A 13,163-nucleotide genomic window follows, 5' to 3' on the forward strand; every position below is an offset into this window, starting at 1 on the left:
TGCGCCGATGACCGTGCGGGGCGATCTGCCTGCCCAGACCACGAGGTTCATCGGCCGCCAGGCGGTGCTCGCCGAGACCGAGGCACTCCTGCGCCGATCGCGGCTGGTCACGCTGGCAGGCGCGGGCGGTGCCGGCAAGAGCCGGATCGCCGAGGAGACCGGACGGGCGCTGGCGGGGACGTTCCAGCACGGCGTCCGGTGGGTGCGGCTCGCCGACCTCACCGGACCGGCGGCGCTGACCCGCACGGTCGCGACCGAGCTCGGGATCGTCGACAACTCGCCGGAGGCGGGGCTCGGCCGGCTCGTGGAGTCGTTGTACGACAAGCACTTGCTGCTCGTCCTGGACCGCTGCGAGCACCTGCTGGAAGCGGTCCGGCATCTCGTGCACCACCTGTTGCGCGACTGCGAGGGGCTCACGATCCTCGCGACCTCGCGGGAGCCACTCGGTGTTTACGGCGAGCAACCGCTGCGGGTTCCGCCGCTGAGCGTGGACGACGCGGTGCAGCTGTTCCTGGACCGCGCAGTGCAGTCACCCGGTCTGGACGACGCCACGGCGTTGTGCCGGGCGGTCGACGGGTTGCCGCTCTCGATCGAACTGCTGGCCGCGCTGCCCGCCGGCGTGGTGCTCTCCGAGGTGCCGCACCAGCCGGAGCCCGCCGCCCTGGAGCAGGTGCTCGAGTGGTCGGCCCGGCAGTGCACGGACGAGGAACGGCGGCTGTGGGCGCGGCTGACGGTGTTCCCCGCGGACTTCGACCTCGCCGCCGCCGAGTCAGTGGCGGACGCGGACGTGCTGAAACCGTTGTCCGCGTTGGTGTCCAGATCGATCGCGGTGGCGACGACGAGCACGGTCACGGGTGAGACCCGCTATCGGCTGCTGGACACCGTGGCGGAGTTCGGCGGTCGTCTGCTGACGAACGCGGACGAGCCGTTGCGTCGCCATGTGTTGCACTACAACAAGTTCGTGGACGAGGCCGCCGACTCGTGGTTCTCACCCGGCGAGGCGCTGTGGATGGGCAGGCTGTGGGAGGAGTGGCCGAACATCCGTGCGGCGGTCACCCACGCGCTGCGCACGCCCGACCTGGCCCCGATCGGCGCAGCCGTGGCGATGAACGTGCAGCGGGCGCGCTTCACGTCGTTCGCGGGCATGCTCGGCCAGGCGTGGGACCTGCTCACCTCCGCCCGCGAGGTGATCACCGAGGCACCGCTGCGGACCTCGCTGCTGGCGCACAGCGCGTACATGGCCCAGGTGCGGGGCGACTCGGCGGTGGCGTTCCCGTTGATGGACGAGGCACGCTCGTTGCCGCGATTACCGGTCACCGACGTGCACCTGGTTCTCGCCGAGGCCACGCATCTCTTCTTCGTGGAGGGCTCACCGGACTGCGTGCCGCTGTACGCGCACGTCGTCGAGTTGTGCCGTCAGTACGCCTCACCGGGCGACACGTACATCACCGAACTGATGCACGCCATGGCCACGTGCTTCCTGCTGGACGCCGAGTCCGCGGACAAGGCCACGACGGCGTTGGTGAGGCAGGCGGAGAGCAACGGAGTGGACTGGGCGCACGCCTGGGGACTGTGGCATCGCGGCCTCTACGAACTGCTGCACGGCGACCCGGCGCAGGTGCATCCGCTGGTGATCCAGGCGTTGCGGATCCAGCTGACGCTCGGCGACACCTGGGGCGCCCCGTTCAGCCTGTGGCTGCTCGCCTGCGCGTGCGCCGAGTTCGGGGCCCTCGACCGGGCGGCACGGCTGCTCGGCGCGCTGCGGTCGCAGGAACGGATCTCGCGGATCTCGTTCAACGGCATGAGCCCGTTCCGCAGGGTGCTGGAACGCTCCGAGCGGACCGTGCGCCGTTCGCTCGGCGACGACTACCAGGTGATCACGACGCTCGGCGCCGACCTGCGGCCGGAGCAGGCGATGGTGTTCGCGCTCGAACCGGTGCCGGACTCCGAGCGCCGGCCCGTGAAACCACTGCTGCCGGGCGGCCTGACCAGGCAGGAGTTCACCATCGCCGGGCTGGTCTCCGAGGGGTACACGTCGAAGCAGATCGCGTCACGGCTGTACATCTCGCCGCGCACCGCGGACCGGCACGTGGTCAACATCCGGGTGAAGCTGGGCCTGCCGAGCCGGACCGCGCTCGCGACCTGGCACCGTTCGGTCACCGGCGAGCGTTAACGCGCCTCGAAGGCCAGCTTCAGCCCCAGCGCGACGAACACGGACGCCGTCAGCCGGTCCAGCAGAACCTGCTGGCGCAACAGGAAAGCACGGGCGCGACCGGCCACGGCGATCAGGATCGGCAGCCACACCAGGCCGAGTCCGAGGTGGACGGCGACGAGCACGGCACCCCACGCGGGCTGGCCCGCGGGCATGAACTGCGGCAGCAGCGACAGGTAGAAGACGCCGACCTTCGGGTTCAGCAGGTTCGTCAGCAGCCCCACGCGCAACGAGGCCCCGGCGCCCGGCACCGGACGTGAGTCATCCAGCGACGCCGCCTTGCGCGAGTGCCACAAAGCCTTGGCGCCCAGGTAGATCAGGTACGCGGCACCGAGCCAGCGCACGACGTCGTACGCCAGCGCGGACGCCTGCAGCAACGCCGTCAGGCCCGCCAGGCTCGCCACCGCCCAGACCAGGCAGCCGAGCGTGATGCCGAGGACAACGCCCAGCGCCGCGCGTTTGCCGCTCAGCAACGCCGTGCGCAACACCATCACCGTGTCCAGGCCCGGCGTGAGGACGGTGAGCAGCGCGACGAGCGAGAAGCTCAGCAGTGCGGCGGTCGACATGGGCCCATCAGATCACACGTCAGCGCGCGTCCGCCGCCGTTTTCAAACCGAACGCGATCAGCGCTGAAGCGGACAGCCGGTCCAGCAGAAGCCGTTGCCGCAGCAGGAAAGCGCGGGCCCGGCCGGCCGCCGTGATCAGGATCGGGAACCACACCAGCCCGATGCCGAGGTGGATGGCCACGAGCACAGCACCCCACCCTGGCTGGCCGACGGGCAGGAACTGGGGCAGCAACGAGATGTAGAAGACGCCCGGCTTCGGGTTGAGCAGGTTCGTCAGCAGCCCGACGCGGACGGCCGCGCGCACCGACGGCACCGGCTCCGGTTCATCCAGTTCAGCACGCCCAGCCTTGGCGAACGACTGCCACAGCGCCTTGCCACCCAGATAGATCAGGTACGCGGCGCCGAGCCAGCGGACGACGTCGTACGCCAGCGCGGACGCCTGCAGCAACGCCGTCAGGCCGACCAGGCCCGCGGCCGCCCACGCCAGGCAGCCCAGCGTGCTGCCCACCACGACGCCCATCGCGGTGCGGCGGCCGACCAGCAACGCCGTCCGCAGCACCAGGAGCGTCTCCAGGCCGGGCGTGATCACCGTCAGCAGCGCGACGAACGTGAAGCTCAGGAGCGCGGTGGTCGACATGACGTCATGAAAACACGGAAGACCAGCGCCACCAGAAGATTTAACACACCGGACACGATCACACGGGCTTGGTGTAGCGGTGCGCCGGAACCGGGATCGGCCCGTCCGGGTGCGGTGCCCGGTGGTCGAACAGGCCTTCGTCGGTCCAGCCCTGCCGCTCGTAGAACCGGCGCGCCCGCGCGTTCCCTGCGACGACGGCGAGCCACGCGCGAGCGTGTCCGTTCGCCGCCACCTCGCTCTCCGCGGCGGCCAGAAGCGCCTGCGCGACACCGGATCCACGATGATCGGCCGAGACGTAGACCTGCTCGACCTCGTCCCCGATGACCATCACGAACCCGGCGACCTCGCCGTTCATGATCGCGACCGTGGTGTGTTCGGCGTGCTCCCGCGCGCGTGGCTCGAAGGTCTCCTCCGGCCGTGCGTCGACCAGCCGCTGCGGCACGTTGCCGAGGTGCGCGTCGCACCAGCCCGGATACCAGATCCGGGCCACCGCGGCGGCGTCGTCCGAGGTCGCGCGCCGGAGCTCGATCACGGCCGGTACCAGGCGCGGACGCCCAGACGCCCGGTGCTGCCCAGGTCGACGAGGACGCGCCCCTCCGGCGTCGTCGCGACCAACGGCTGCCACGTGCCACCCGGCGCGGCCGCCATGTCCACGAACTTGCCGACCTGCGGCGGGTCGACCGACGCGTGCGTGTTCCGCCACACGAACGCGCTCTTCGCGCTCTCCCCCGGCGGCACGGTGATCGGCTGCGGCGCGTCGTCGAAGCCTTCGAGCGCCGCGATGCCGCCCGAACCGTCGAGGATCGCGACGTCCAGCTGCTCGTGCTGCGCGTCGAACAGCTTCACCTGTGGATATCCGTTGAGCTCCAACGGTTCGCTGCCGCAGTTGGTCATTTCGACCGACATCAGGCGCAGGCCCATCGCCGCGCTCGTGTTGTTCGTGGTGAACCGCAAGCCTGTGTCGCACTGCGGTTCGTCCGCCTGTGACACCGTTGTGCCCGCGACCACACCGGCGAGCACGGCAACCGCGGCGAGAATTCTGCCCCCAGATCCCATGTGGTCGATCGTGCCACAGCCGTGGATCTTCCGCCGGAACCTTCACAAGCGGGGACTCGGCCACTTGTGAAGGTTCCGGCCGCCATCGGGTCAGACGCGTTCCCAGAGCGCCGGGACGTTCGGCGGTTCCCAGCCGGGCAACGAGGTGTGGCCCTGACGGCAGCGGTAGGTCGCGCCGCTGTAAGTCACCTGCGCTCCGGCCGCGTACGCGGTGTACGGAGCCCAGGCGGCACCACCGGTGGTCGTGGTGGTCGACGTCGGCGGGGATCGTCGAGGTGGAGTTGTTGGTGATCCGCATGGTCGGGTTGATCGGGTAGCTGGCGTCGCCCAACGCGACACCGGACACGCCCACGTTGACGTTCAGCACGGAGGAAGGCAGGGTGCGACCGGCTTTCGACGCTCCGTGGGAGAGCGGCACCGCGCAGGCCGTCGTCGATCTTCGAGATCAGCGTGTCGCCGATGTGGTACCGGGACTTGGCGCTGTCGTAGACGTAGTCGCCGGCCAGTTCCCAGATCATGATGCCGCCGAGGCCCTGCTGGTGACGTAGTCGGCTTTCGCGGCGATGAGACGTCGTCCTCAGTGGACAGGAAGACGCCCTTGGTGCTGTTCCACAACCACGGCATCACCATCATGCCGTCGAGCTCGTCGTGCCAGAGGTCGTCGATGCCGCAGCGGACGAAGGCGGCACGGCCCCCACATCCCTTTCGTGCCACCGGTGACGCCTCTCCAGCCGCGTGCGTAGAACCCGGCGCCGATGTTGATGCGGTCTGCATGCATCGCGCTGCGGAAGTAGTGACAGGTCCAGTCGGTGTTGAGATAGCCCTGCCCGTCGTACAGCGCGGCGTTCGGCCCGACGAAGTGGTTCCACGCGCTGTGCAGGTCGTAGCTCATGATGTTGAGGTGATCGAGGTACCGCGTGACGCCGTAGGTCTCCTGGCCGCGCAACAGCCAGCCGGACGCCGGAACCGCTGCGGTGAGCAGGTAGTGCTTGCCGTCGGACGCTCCCGCGCCGTTGAAACCGCAGGTGCGCAAGAAGGTTACGACCGAGTCGGCGAACGTGTCGACCGACGTCTGTGACCGGGCGAGCTTGTAGAAGCGTCTTCACGTTCGGGTGCTGCTTCTTGTACTTGGTCAGCAGGTCGAAGTGGCCCCTGCAGGACAGCGCGGGATCCATCCCGGCGCCGGGAACGCCAGGCCATTCCACGCCGGTCGACGCGTTGCCGCGCCCTCGGGCCCGACCGAGATCCGGCTGTCCGTGCCGATCCCCGCGAACGCGTGGTCGATGTGAGTGATCTTGTTCCACGGGAGGTTGCTCGCCAGGTACGCGGGCGCGCCGTTCTTCCCGGTCCGTCAGCTGGTGAAGTACCCGATCACGCGACGCGTCTTGTCGCCCATCAGCTCACGACGACACCCGCGAGGGTCACCACGACCGTGACGAGCGGGAGGATCTTTCTGGAGAGGCGCATGCCGGACCTCCGTGCAGAGAGGCGGTCTGTTCACCCAGTCTGGGACCGGGAAACAGACCGGTCACTACGTGGTACAGACCAATCAATGAAATAGTTGACATCGACTAGTTAGAGTCGGATAGTCGACATCAACCAAGGAGGACGCATGCGGCGCAAGGTGTCGAACCCGCTGGCGCTGGCGGTGCTGGCACATCTCGTGATGGGCCCCATGCACCCCTACGAGCTGGGCAAACAGCTCAAGGACACCGGCAAGGACCGCAACATCAAGTTCAACCGCGGGTCGCTCTACATGGTCGTCGAGCAGCTGCGGAAGGCCGGGTTCGTCGCCGAGCAGGAGACCGTCAAGGACACCCAGCGGCCCGAACGCACCATCTACGCGCTGACCGACACCGGCCGCGACGAGCTGCACGACTGGATGCGCGAGCTCGTCCGCGACCCGGCGCACGAGTACCCGCAGTTCGGCGTGGCGCTCTCGCTCATCTCGGTGCTGGACCCGGTGGAGTCCGTCGAGCTGCTGAAGGCCCGCGCGGACGCGCTGACCAAGGACCTCGACGAGACGCGCGCGATGGTCGGCAAGGCGACGGCCGACGGCGTCCAGTGGATCTTCCTCGTCGAGGAGGAGTACCGGATGTCGTTGGTGGAGGCCGAACTGCGGCTGGTCGAGAAGCTCACGGGGGAACTGGCGAAAGCCGAGTACCAGCACTTGTGGCGGGAAATCTTCGGGAGGGAATGATGAAGGCTTTGGTCATCGGGGGCGGCATCGCGGGCCCGGTCACCGCGCTGGCCTTGCAGAAGGCCGGTATCGACGCGGTGGTCTTCGAGGCGTACGACACGACCGCGGACGGCGTGGGCGGCATGCTGACCGTGGCACCCAACGGCCTGGCGGCGCTGAGGATCGCGGGCCTGGGTTCGGACTTCGGCGATCCCCTGCGCCACATGGTGATGGCCGACGCCCAGGGCAGAACGCTCGGGCGCATCACCGGAGGCACCAGCCGGGTCGTGCCGCGGGCCGAGCTGTACCAGCGGCTGCGCGAGCTGACGGTCGCCCAGCGGGTCAAGGTGGAGTACGGCAAGCGTTTGGTGGAGGTCGAAAGCCACGAGAACGGTGTCACCGCGACGTTCTCGGACGGCTCCAGCGAGTCGGGTGACCTGCTGGTCGGCGCCGACGGCATCCGCTCGGCGGTCCGCAGGATCATCGATCCGGGCGCTCCGGACCCCGAGTACGTCGGCCTGCTGGGATTCGGCTCGTACGCGGAGAACACCGGCGTGCACGGCGACCCGGAGACGATGTACTTCGTGTTCGGCGGCTCGTTCCTCGGCTACTGGGAACTGCCGGACGGCACCATCGCGTGGTTCACCAACCTCGCGGTCCCCGAGCCGCTGACCACCGCCGAGATGGACGCGATCCCCGCTGACAGCTGGCTGGACCGGTTGCGCGAGGCCTACGGCGACGACATGCCGGCGAAGCAGCTCCTGGCCGGCAGCCGGGAGGTGCTCGGCGCGGGTCCGTTGGAGATCATGCCGAGCGTGCCCCGCTGGCACCGCGACCGCATGGTGCTGGTCGGCGACTCCGCCCACGCGCCGAGCGCCAGTTCCGGTCAGGGCGCGTCACTGGCGGCCGAGTCCGCGATCCAGCTCGCCCGCTGCCTGCGCGACATCCCCGACCTGACCGAGGCCTTCGCGACCTACGAACGACTCCGGCGTCCCAGGGTCGAACGGATCGCGGCACGCGCGGCCCGTACCAACAGCAACAAGCGCGGCATCGGCCCGATCACCCGGCTGCTCATGCCGCTCGTGATGAAGACCTTCGGCGCCAAGGCGTTCACGAAGGACCAGGACTACCGCATCGACTGGGACGCTCAGGTCAGCCGATAACCGTGCGCAGGGCGGTTCGCCATGCCGTACCGCGGCTGCACCTCCGCCTTGCCCATCGTCACCAGGTGCTCCAGGTACCGGCGCGCGCTCACGCGGGACAGCCCCGCCCGATCCCCGACCTCCTGGGCCGAGAGGTCGTTCTGGCTGTCCCGCAACGCCTCGGTCACCAGCCGCAGCGTCACCGCCGACAACCCCTTGGGCATGGCCAGGGTGCGCGGCCGGTGGTGCATCAGCGAGTCGACCTCGTCCTGGTCCAGCACCTGCCCCAGCCGCTGCACCTCGATGCGCTGGGCGAGGTACTCCCGCATCCGGTCGAGGAACGCCGTGCGCGTGAACGGCTTCACCAGGTAGTTGTCGACCCCGCGGGACATGGCCTGCCGCACGGTCTCGCGTTCGCGCGCCGCCGTCACCGCGATCACGTCGACCGGCGGCCCGCCACGAGCACGCAACCGCGACAGCACTTCCAGCCCGGACATGTCCGGCAGGTGGATGTCGAGCAGCACCAGGTCCGGCCGCAACGACTCGACGGCACGCAACGCCTCTCCACCGCGATGCGCCTCGCCGACCACCTCGAACTCTGGCATCGCCTCCAGGAAACCGCGGTGGATCGCCGCCACGGCGAAGTCGTCATCGACAACGAGCGTTCGCACGCTCATCGGTTCCCCGTTTCCGGCAGCCACACGTCGAACGACGCGCCGCCGAGCTCCGATTCGGTGATCGCCACCCGGCCGCTTCGCCGGGTCACCACCCTCGACACCAATGCAAGACCTATTCCTCTGCCGTGCGCGCCCTGGACGTCCTTGGAACTCACGCCCAGGTCGAAGATGCGGCCGCGTTGCGACTCCGCCACACCCGGTCCGTCGTCGTCCACGACCACCCGCACTCCGCTGACCGACGAGCGCACCAGCACCCGCACGGTTCCACCGGTCTCGACGGCGTCGACCGCGTTGTCGACCAGGTTTCCCAGCACGGTCAACGCGTCGTCGCCCGCACGAATGTCGACGGAGCTGCCGGGATCGAGCCGGAGCTCCACACCTCGTTCGTGCGCGGTGGAGGATTTTGCCAGCAAAAGCGCCGCCAGCGCAGGATCCGCGTTCGCTCCGTCGATGATGTCGGCCGTGACCGAGCCGGCGCCGCCCACCCGTTCGATGTAGGCGACGGCGTCGGGACCGCGGTCGAGATCGAGCAGACCACCGATGACGTGCAGGTGGTTCGAGAACTCGTGGGCCTGCGCGCGCAGCACCTCGGTGACGGTTCGCTGGCCGTCGAGCTCGCGCAACGCGTCGTGCAGCTCGGTCCGGTCGCGCAACGTCAGCACGACGCCGACCGCGCGTTCCTGGGTCTTGGCCGTCATGCGGTTCGCGACCAGCACCCGTTCCCCCGCGAGGACCAACCGGTCCGCGACGTCGTCGTCCCCTCGCGCCAGGTCCAGCAGACCGTCGTCGAGGACCTCCGACGCGGGCTGCCCGCTCGGGTTCTCCTCGAGGCCCAGCAACCGCATGGCCTCGTCGTTGACCAGCGCCAGCCTCTCCTGGTCGTCCACGGCGACCACGCCCTCGCGGATGCCGTGCAGCATCGCGTCCCTGGTCTCCAGCAGCTGCGCGATCTCGGCGGGTTCGAGCCGGAACGTCCGCCGGCGCACGTGCTGCGTGATCAACGCGGCGCCCAGCACGCCGACCAGTGCGGCCGCGGCGAGCCAGCCGATCAGCTCCGGCAGGTCCTCGGCGAGGTCGGCGGACAGCTGGCTCTCCAGGATGCCGACCGAGGCCATGCCGATGATCCGCCCGTCGCCCGCCCGCACCGGCACCTTGGCGCGCAACGACGTGCCGAGCGTGCCCGTCTCCGTGCCGACGAAGACCTCACCGGACAGGGCCGTGCTCGGGTCGGTCGACACGCGCTCGCCGATGCGCCTCGGGTCGGGGTGGGCGTAGCGGACGCCGTTGTGGTCCGTGACCACCACGTACGTCACGTTGGACGCCTTGCGGATCACCTCGGCCAGCGGCTGGATCGTCGCGGACGGGTCAACGGAGTCGAAGGCCTCGATGACCGTGGGTAGCCGCGCCACGCTCTCGGCGACGGACAACATCCGGTCCTTGTAGGAGTCCCGGATCCGGTCGCTCTGCAGCTTGGCAGCGAGCAGACCGGCGGCACAGGTCGTCATCAGCACGATGACCACCTGCAATGCCAGCAGCAAGGCTCCAAACGAAACCGACCGACGGAACATGGTTGGAATTCTGACGCATCCGCTGTGAAACAGGTCACGAACTAAACGACCAATACGGAACTTACGACCTAACCCTTACGAGGAGCCCGCCAGTTACCTAGCGTCCGCGCCCAACGTTCGCAACGAAGCGAGGAGTACTCGATGGGTACGGCATGGAGACGAGCGGTGGCGGTCGCTGCCGCCGGACTGGTGCTCGCGGGGTGCGGTCAGGGGGCGAAGAGCGCGAGCGGCGGTGACTCCATCGCGAAGCTGGAGATCATGGCGCCCGCCGACCCCGGTGGTGGCTGGGACCAGACGGCACGGGCGATGCAGACGGCGATGAGCGGCGCCAAGCTCGCGAACTCCGTGCAGGTCAGCAACGTCGGCGGCGCCGGCGGCACGGTCGGCCTGCAGAAGCTCCTGAACGAGCGCTCCGACTCGTTCTTGATGATCACCGGCCTGGTCATGGTCGGCGCGGTGGAGACCAACGCGTCGCAGGCCCGGCTGGAGGAGACCACCCCGATCGCCCGGCTGACGGCCGAGGACGAGGTCGTCGTGGTGCCCGCGGACTCGCCGCACAAGACGATCGACGACCTGCTCGCCGCGGTCAACGAGAAGGGCAAGGGCGTCTCGATCACCGGCGGTTCGGCCGGCGGCACCGACCACATCCTCGCCGGGATGCTGCTCAAGGCGAAGAACATCGACCCGTCCAAGCTGAACTACGTGCCGTACTCCGGCGGTGGCGAGTCCCTGGCAGCGTTGCTGGGCAAGAAGGTCGACGCGGGCATCTCCGGCATCGGCGAGTACAAGGAGCAGATCAAGGCGGGCAAGCTGCGCGCGCTGGGCACGTCCGGCCCGAACCCGGCCCCCGACCTGAACGTGCCGACGTTCAAGGAGCTGGGCGTCGAGCTGATCAACTGGCGTGGCGTCGTGGCGCCGGCGTCGATCTCGGCCGAGGCCAAGTCCCGCCTCACCAAGCTCGTCACCGACATGCACGCGAGCCAGCAGTGGAAGGACGAGCTCACCAAGAAGGGCTGGACGGACACGTTCCTGACCGGCTCCGAGTTCTCCACGTTCATGGCCAAGGAGATCGGGCGTGTGAAGCCCGCACTGCAGGACATCGGGCTCGTGAAGTGATTGCCGCAAAAATCGAGGAGTACGCGTTCGGCGGTCTGGTCGCGACGATCGGGGTCTTCACCCTGGTCGACGCGGGCACGATCGCCGCGCGCGACGACAACGCCGTAGGACCACGTGCGTTCCCTTACGCCGTGGGCATTCTGCTCGTCGTGACGGGCATCGCGGCGATCATCGCGACCGCCCGCGGGAAGCTCGGCCAGGCCGAGGAGGCTGAGGACGTCGACGAGAACGTCCGCACCGACTGGCTCACCGTGGCCAAGCTGGTGGCCGTGCTGGTCGCGCACCTGGTGCTGATCGACGTGATCGGCTGGCCGGTCGCGGCGGCGTTGTTGTTCTTCGGCGCTGCCTGGACGCTGGGCGCGACGTGGTGGAAGGCACTGCCGATCGCGATCGTGCTCGCGCTGGTCGTGCAGGTGGTGTTCGCGTACGGCCTGGGCCTCTCGCTGCCGGCCGGGATCTTCGAAGGGGTGCCGTTCCTCGATGGATAGCATCACCATGCTGCTGGAGGGTTTCGCGACCGCCGCGCAGCCCGAGTACCTGCTGTACGCGCTGCTGGGCGTCACGCTCGGCACGGCCGTCGGCGTGCTGCCGGGCATCGGACCGGCGATGACGGTGGCGTTGCTGCTGCCGCTGACGTACACGCTGGAGCCGACCGCCGCCCTGATCATCTTCGCGGGCATCTACTACGGCGGCATGTACGGCGGGTCCACGACGTCGATCCTGCTCAACACCCCTGGCGAGTCCGCGTCCATCGTGACTGCCTTAGAGGGCAACAAGATGGCCAAAGCCGGCCGGGGAGCGGCAGCTTTGGCGACGGCGGCCATCGGGTCGTTCGTGGCGGGCACGATCGCCACCGTGCTGCTCACGCTGCTGGCGCCGACCATCGCGGACTTCGCCGTCCAGCTCGGTCCCGCCGACTACGTGGCGCTGATGGTGGTGGCGTTCACGACGGTCGCGGCACTGCTCGGATCCTCCCCCGTGCGCGGCTTGGCGTCGCTGGGACTCGGCCTGTTCATCGGGCTCGTCGGCACCGACACGCTCACCGGTCAGCAGCGCTTCACCCTCGGGGTGGCGACGATGGCCGACGGGATCGACGTGGTCGTGGTCGCGGTCGGTGTGTTCGCGGTCGGCGAGGCGCTGTACGTGGCGTCGCGGCTGCGGCACGGACCGATCGAGGTCATCCCGATCGGCGGCAAGTGGATGACGCCCGAGTTCTGGTCGCGTTCGTGGAAGCCTTGGCTGCGCGGCACGTTCATCGGCTTCCCGATCGGCACCGTACCGGCCGGCGGCGCGGACGTGTCGACCTTCCTGTCGTACGCGGCGGAGAAGAAGCTCGCGAAACGGCCGGAGGAGTTCGGCAAGGGCGCGATCGAGGGCGTCGCGGGTCCGGAGGCGGCCAACAACGCCGCCGCGGCAGGCGTCCTGGTGCCGTTGCTGACCCTCGGCCTGCCCACGACCGCGACGGCGGCGGTGATCGTGGCGGCGTTCCAGAGCTACGGCATCCAGCCGGGTCCGTTGCTGTTCACCAACAACGGCCCGATGGTCTGGGCGCTGATCGCGTCGCTCTACATCGGCAACGTGATGCTGCTCGTGCTGAACCTGCCGCTGGTGAAGATCTGGGTGAAGGTGCTGCAGATCCCGCGGCCGTACCTCTACGCGGGCATCCTGCTGTTCGCGGCGCTGGGCACCTACGCGGTGAACTTCGTCGTGGACGACCTGATCGTGCTGCTGGTGATCGGTGTGATCGGCTTCTTCATGCGGCGCCACGGTTATCCGGTCGCGCCGCTGGTCGTCGGCCTGATCCTCGGGCCGATGGCGGAGGAGCAGGTCCGGCGGACGCTGCAGATCAGCGAGGGCGACCTCAGCGCGTTGATCACCAGCCCGTTCGCGGCGGTGGCCTACAGCATTCTCGTGGTGCTGCTGGTGGTCGCGGTGGTGCTTCGGTTGCGCCGCAAGAAGTCTGAAGTAATGGTCTAGTGGTGTGGCTCGGAACGTTGCCGGTGTATTCGT

The 13,163-nt window shown here is 68.9% G+C and carries 14 protein-coding genes and 1 pseudogene; 6 read left to right on the forward strand and 9 right to left on the reverse strand.

Features of this window, described 5'->3' with window-relative positions; genetic code table 11:
* Positions 1-7 precede the first annotated feature (7 nt).
* The gene (locus ACSHWB_RS03930; RefSeq protein WP_439660723.1) at positions 8-2,173 is read left to right on the forward strand and encodes a helix-turn-helix transcriptional regulator; all 2,166 of its coding nucleotides are present in this window, start codon (positions 8-10) and stop codon (positions 2,171-2,173) included.
* Here ACSHWB_RS03930 and ACSHWB_RS03935 read toward each other — a convergent pair.
* The 7 genes and pseudogenes from ACSHWB_RS03935 to ACSHWB_RS03965 all read right to left on the reverse strand — a co-directional run bounded on the left by ACSHWB_RS03935 (position 2,170) and on the right by ACSHWB_RS03965 (position 5,504).
* A complete protein-coding gene (locus ACSHWB_RS03935; protein WP_439660724.1) occupies positions 2,170-2,778 on the reverse strand; it encodes a LysE family translocator in 609 nt (202 codons plus the stop codon). The two genes, ACSHWB_RS03930 and ACSHWB_RS03935, sit on opposite strands and share 4 nt — an antisense overlap.
* A gap of 19 nt (positions 2,779-2,797) precedes the next feature.
* Positions 2,798-3,415, reverse strand: a complete 618-nt coding sequence (locus ACSHWB_RS03940) for a LysE family translocator (RefSeq protein ID WP_439660725.1) — start codon at positions 3,413-3,415, stop codon at positions 2,798-2,800.
* Between the two features lie 58 nt (positions 3,416-3,473).
* The gene (locus tag ACSHWB_RS03945) at positions 3,474-3,947 is read right to left on the reverse strand and encodes a GNAT family N-acetyltransferase (protein WP_439664509.1); all 474 of its coding nucleotides are present in this window, start codon (positions 3,945-3,947) and stop codon (positions 3,474-3,476) included.
* Positions 3,944-4,471, reverse strand: a complete 528-nt coding sequence (locus ACSHWB_RS03950) for a DUF4232 domain-containing protein (protein ID WP_439660726.1) — start codon at positions 4,469-4,471, stop codon at positions 3,944-3,946. Before ACSHWB_RS03950 ends, ACSHWB_RS03945 begins: the two co-directional genes overlap by 4 nt.
* A gap of 90 nt (positions 4,472-4,561) precedes the next feature.
* On the reverse strand, positions 4,562-4,660 hold the full coding sequence (locus ACSHWB_RS03955; RefSeq protein ID WP_439660727.1) for a carbohydrate-binding protein: 99 nt from the start codon (positions 4,658-4,660) through the stop codon (positions 4,562-4,564).
* Between the two features lie 130 nt (positions 4,661-4,790).
* Positions 4,791-4,889 (reverse strand): annotated as a pseudogene (locus ACSHWB_RS03960) (hypothetical protein); the annotation flags it as partial.
* Positions 4,890-5,048: 159 nt separating this feature from the next.
* Entirely contained in the window at positions 5,049-5,504 is a 456-nt protein-coding gene (locus tag ACSHWB_RS03965; protein ID WP_439660728.1) for a glycosyl hydrolase family 18 protein, read from the reverse strand.
* 579 nt (positions 5,505-6,083) lie between these two features.
* On the opposite strand from ACSHWB_RS03965, the gene ACSHWB_RS03970 reads away from it, so the two are divergent.
* Both ACSHWB_RS03970 and ACSHWB_RS03975 read left to right on the forward strand, forming a co-directional pair.
* Positions 6,084-6,671 (forward strand): PadR family transcriptional regulator, encoded by a 588-nt coding sequence (locus tag ACSHWB_RS03970; RefSeq protein WP_330273438.1) that lies wholly within the window; start codon positions 6,084-6,086, stop codon positions 6,669-6,671.
* Positions 6,668-7,813 carry an FAD-dependent oxidoreductase gene (locus ACSHWB_RS03975; RefSeq protein WP_439660729.1) on the forward strand — a complete coding sequence of 382 codons (1,146 nt, stop codon included), beginning with the start codon at positions 6,668-6,670 and terminating at the stop codon, positions 7,811-7,813. The genes ACSHWB_RS03970 and ACSHWB_RS03975 overlap by 4 nt, the downstream gene beginning before the upstream one ends.
* On the opposite strand, the gene ACSHWB_RS03980 is transcribed toward ACSHWB_RS03975, so the two are convergent.
* A complete protein-coding gene (locus ACSHWB_RS03980) occupies positions 7,798-8,469 on the reverse strand; it encodes a response regulator (protein ID WP_439660730.1) in 672 nt (223 codons plus the stop codon). The two genes, ACSHWB_RS03975 and ACSHWB_RS03980, sit on opposite strands and share 16 nt — an antisense overlap.
* On the reverse strand, positions 8,466-10,007 hold the full coding sequence (locus ACSHWB_RS03985) for an ATP-binding protein (protein WP_439660731.1): 1,542 nt from the start codon (positions 10,005-10,007) through the stop codon (positions 8,466-8,468). Before ACSHWB_RS03985 ends, ACSHWB_RS03980 begins: the two co-directional genes overlap by 4 nt.
* Positions 10,008-10,202: 195 nt before the next feature.
* Here ACSHWB_RS03985 and ACSHWB_RS03990 point away from each other — a divergent pair, with 195 nt between their 5' ends.
* Genes ACSHWB_RS03990 through ACSHWB_RS04000 form a run of 3 tightly spaced genes read left to right on the forward strand, consistent with a single transcriptional unit; the run spans position 10,203 to position 13,130 of the window.
* Positions 10,203-11,153: a Bug family tripartite tricarboxylate transporter substrate binding protein gene (locus tag ACSHWB_RS03990; protein ID WP_439660732.1), complete on the forward strand. Its 951-nt coding sequence runs from the start codon at positions 10,203-10,205 to the stop codon at positions 11,151-11,153.
* Positions 11,150-11,641 carry a tripartite tricarboxylate transporter TctB family protein gene (locus ACSHWB_RS03995; protein ID WP_439660733.1) on the forward strand — a complete coding sequence of 164 codons (492 nt, stop codon included), beginning with the start codon at positions 11,150-11,152 and terminating at the stop codon, positions 11,639-11,641. The genes ACSHWB_RS03990 and ACSHWB_RS03995 overlap by 4 nt, the downstream gene beginning before the upstream one ends.
* Positions 11,634-13,130 carry a tripartite tricarboxylate transporter permease gene (locus ACSHWB_RS04000; protein WP_439660734.1) on the forward strand — a complete coding sequence of 499 codons (1,497 nt, stop codon included), beginning with the start codon at positions 11,634-11,636 and terminating at the stop codon, positions 13,128-13,130. Before ACSHWB_RS03995 ends, ACSHWB_RS04000 begins: the two co-directional genes overlap by 8 nt.
* Positions 13,131-13,163: the final 33 nt, after the last annotated feature.

The sequence above is a fragment of the Lentzea sp. HUAS TT2 genome (assembly GCF_051853195.1).
Lineage (GTDB): Bacteria > Actinomycetota > Actinomycetes > Mycobacteriales > Pseudonocardiaceae > Lentzea.

Excerpts from the sequence above, each read along its gene's own strand:
- ACSHWB_RS03980 (WP_439660730.1), bottom strand. The coding sequence starts at position 8,469 with ATGAGCGTGCGAACGCTCGTTGTCGATGACGACTTCGCCGTGGCGGCG.
- ACSHWB_RS03975 (WP_439660729.1), top strand. The coding sequence starts at position 6,668 with ATGATGAAGGCTTTGGTCATCGGGGGCGGCATCGCGGGCCCGGTCACC.
- ACSHWB_RS03940 (WP_439660725.1), bottom strand. The coding sequence starts at position 3,415 with ATGTCGACCACCGCGCTCCTGAGCTTCACGTTCGTCGCGCTGCTGACG.
- ACSHWB_RS03970 (WP_330273438.1), top strand. The coding sequence starts at position 6,084 with ATGCGGCGCAAGGTGTCGAACCCGCTGGCGCTGGCGGTGCTGGCACAT.
- ACSHWB_RS03935 (WP_439660724.1), bottom strand. The coding sequence starts at position 2,778 with ATGTCGACCGCCGCACTGCTGAGCTTCTCGCTCGTCGCGCTGCTCACC.
- ACSHWB_RS03950 (WP_439660726.1), bottom strand. The coding sequence starts at position 4,471 with ATGGGATCTGGGGGCAGAATTCTCGCCGCGGTTGCCGTGCTCGCCGGT.
- ACSHWB_RS03930 (WP_439660723.1), top strand. The coding sequence starts at position 8 with ATGACCGTGCGGGGCGATCTGCCTGCCCAGACCACGAGGTTCATCGGC.
- ACSHWB_RS04000 (WP_439660734.1), top strand. The coding sequence starts at position 11,634 with ATGGATAGCATCACCATGCTGCTGGAGGGTTTCGCGACCGCCGCGCAG.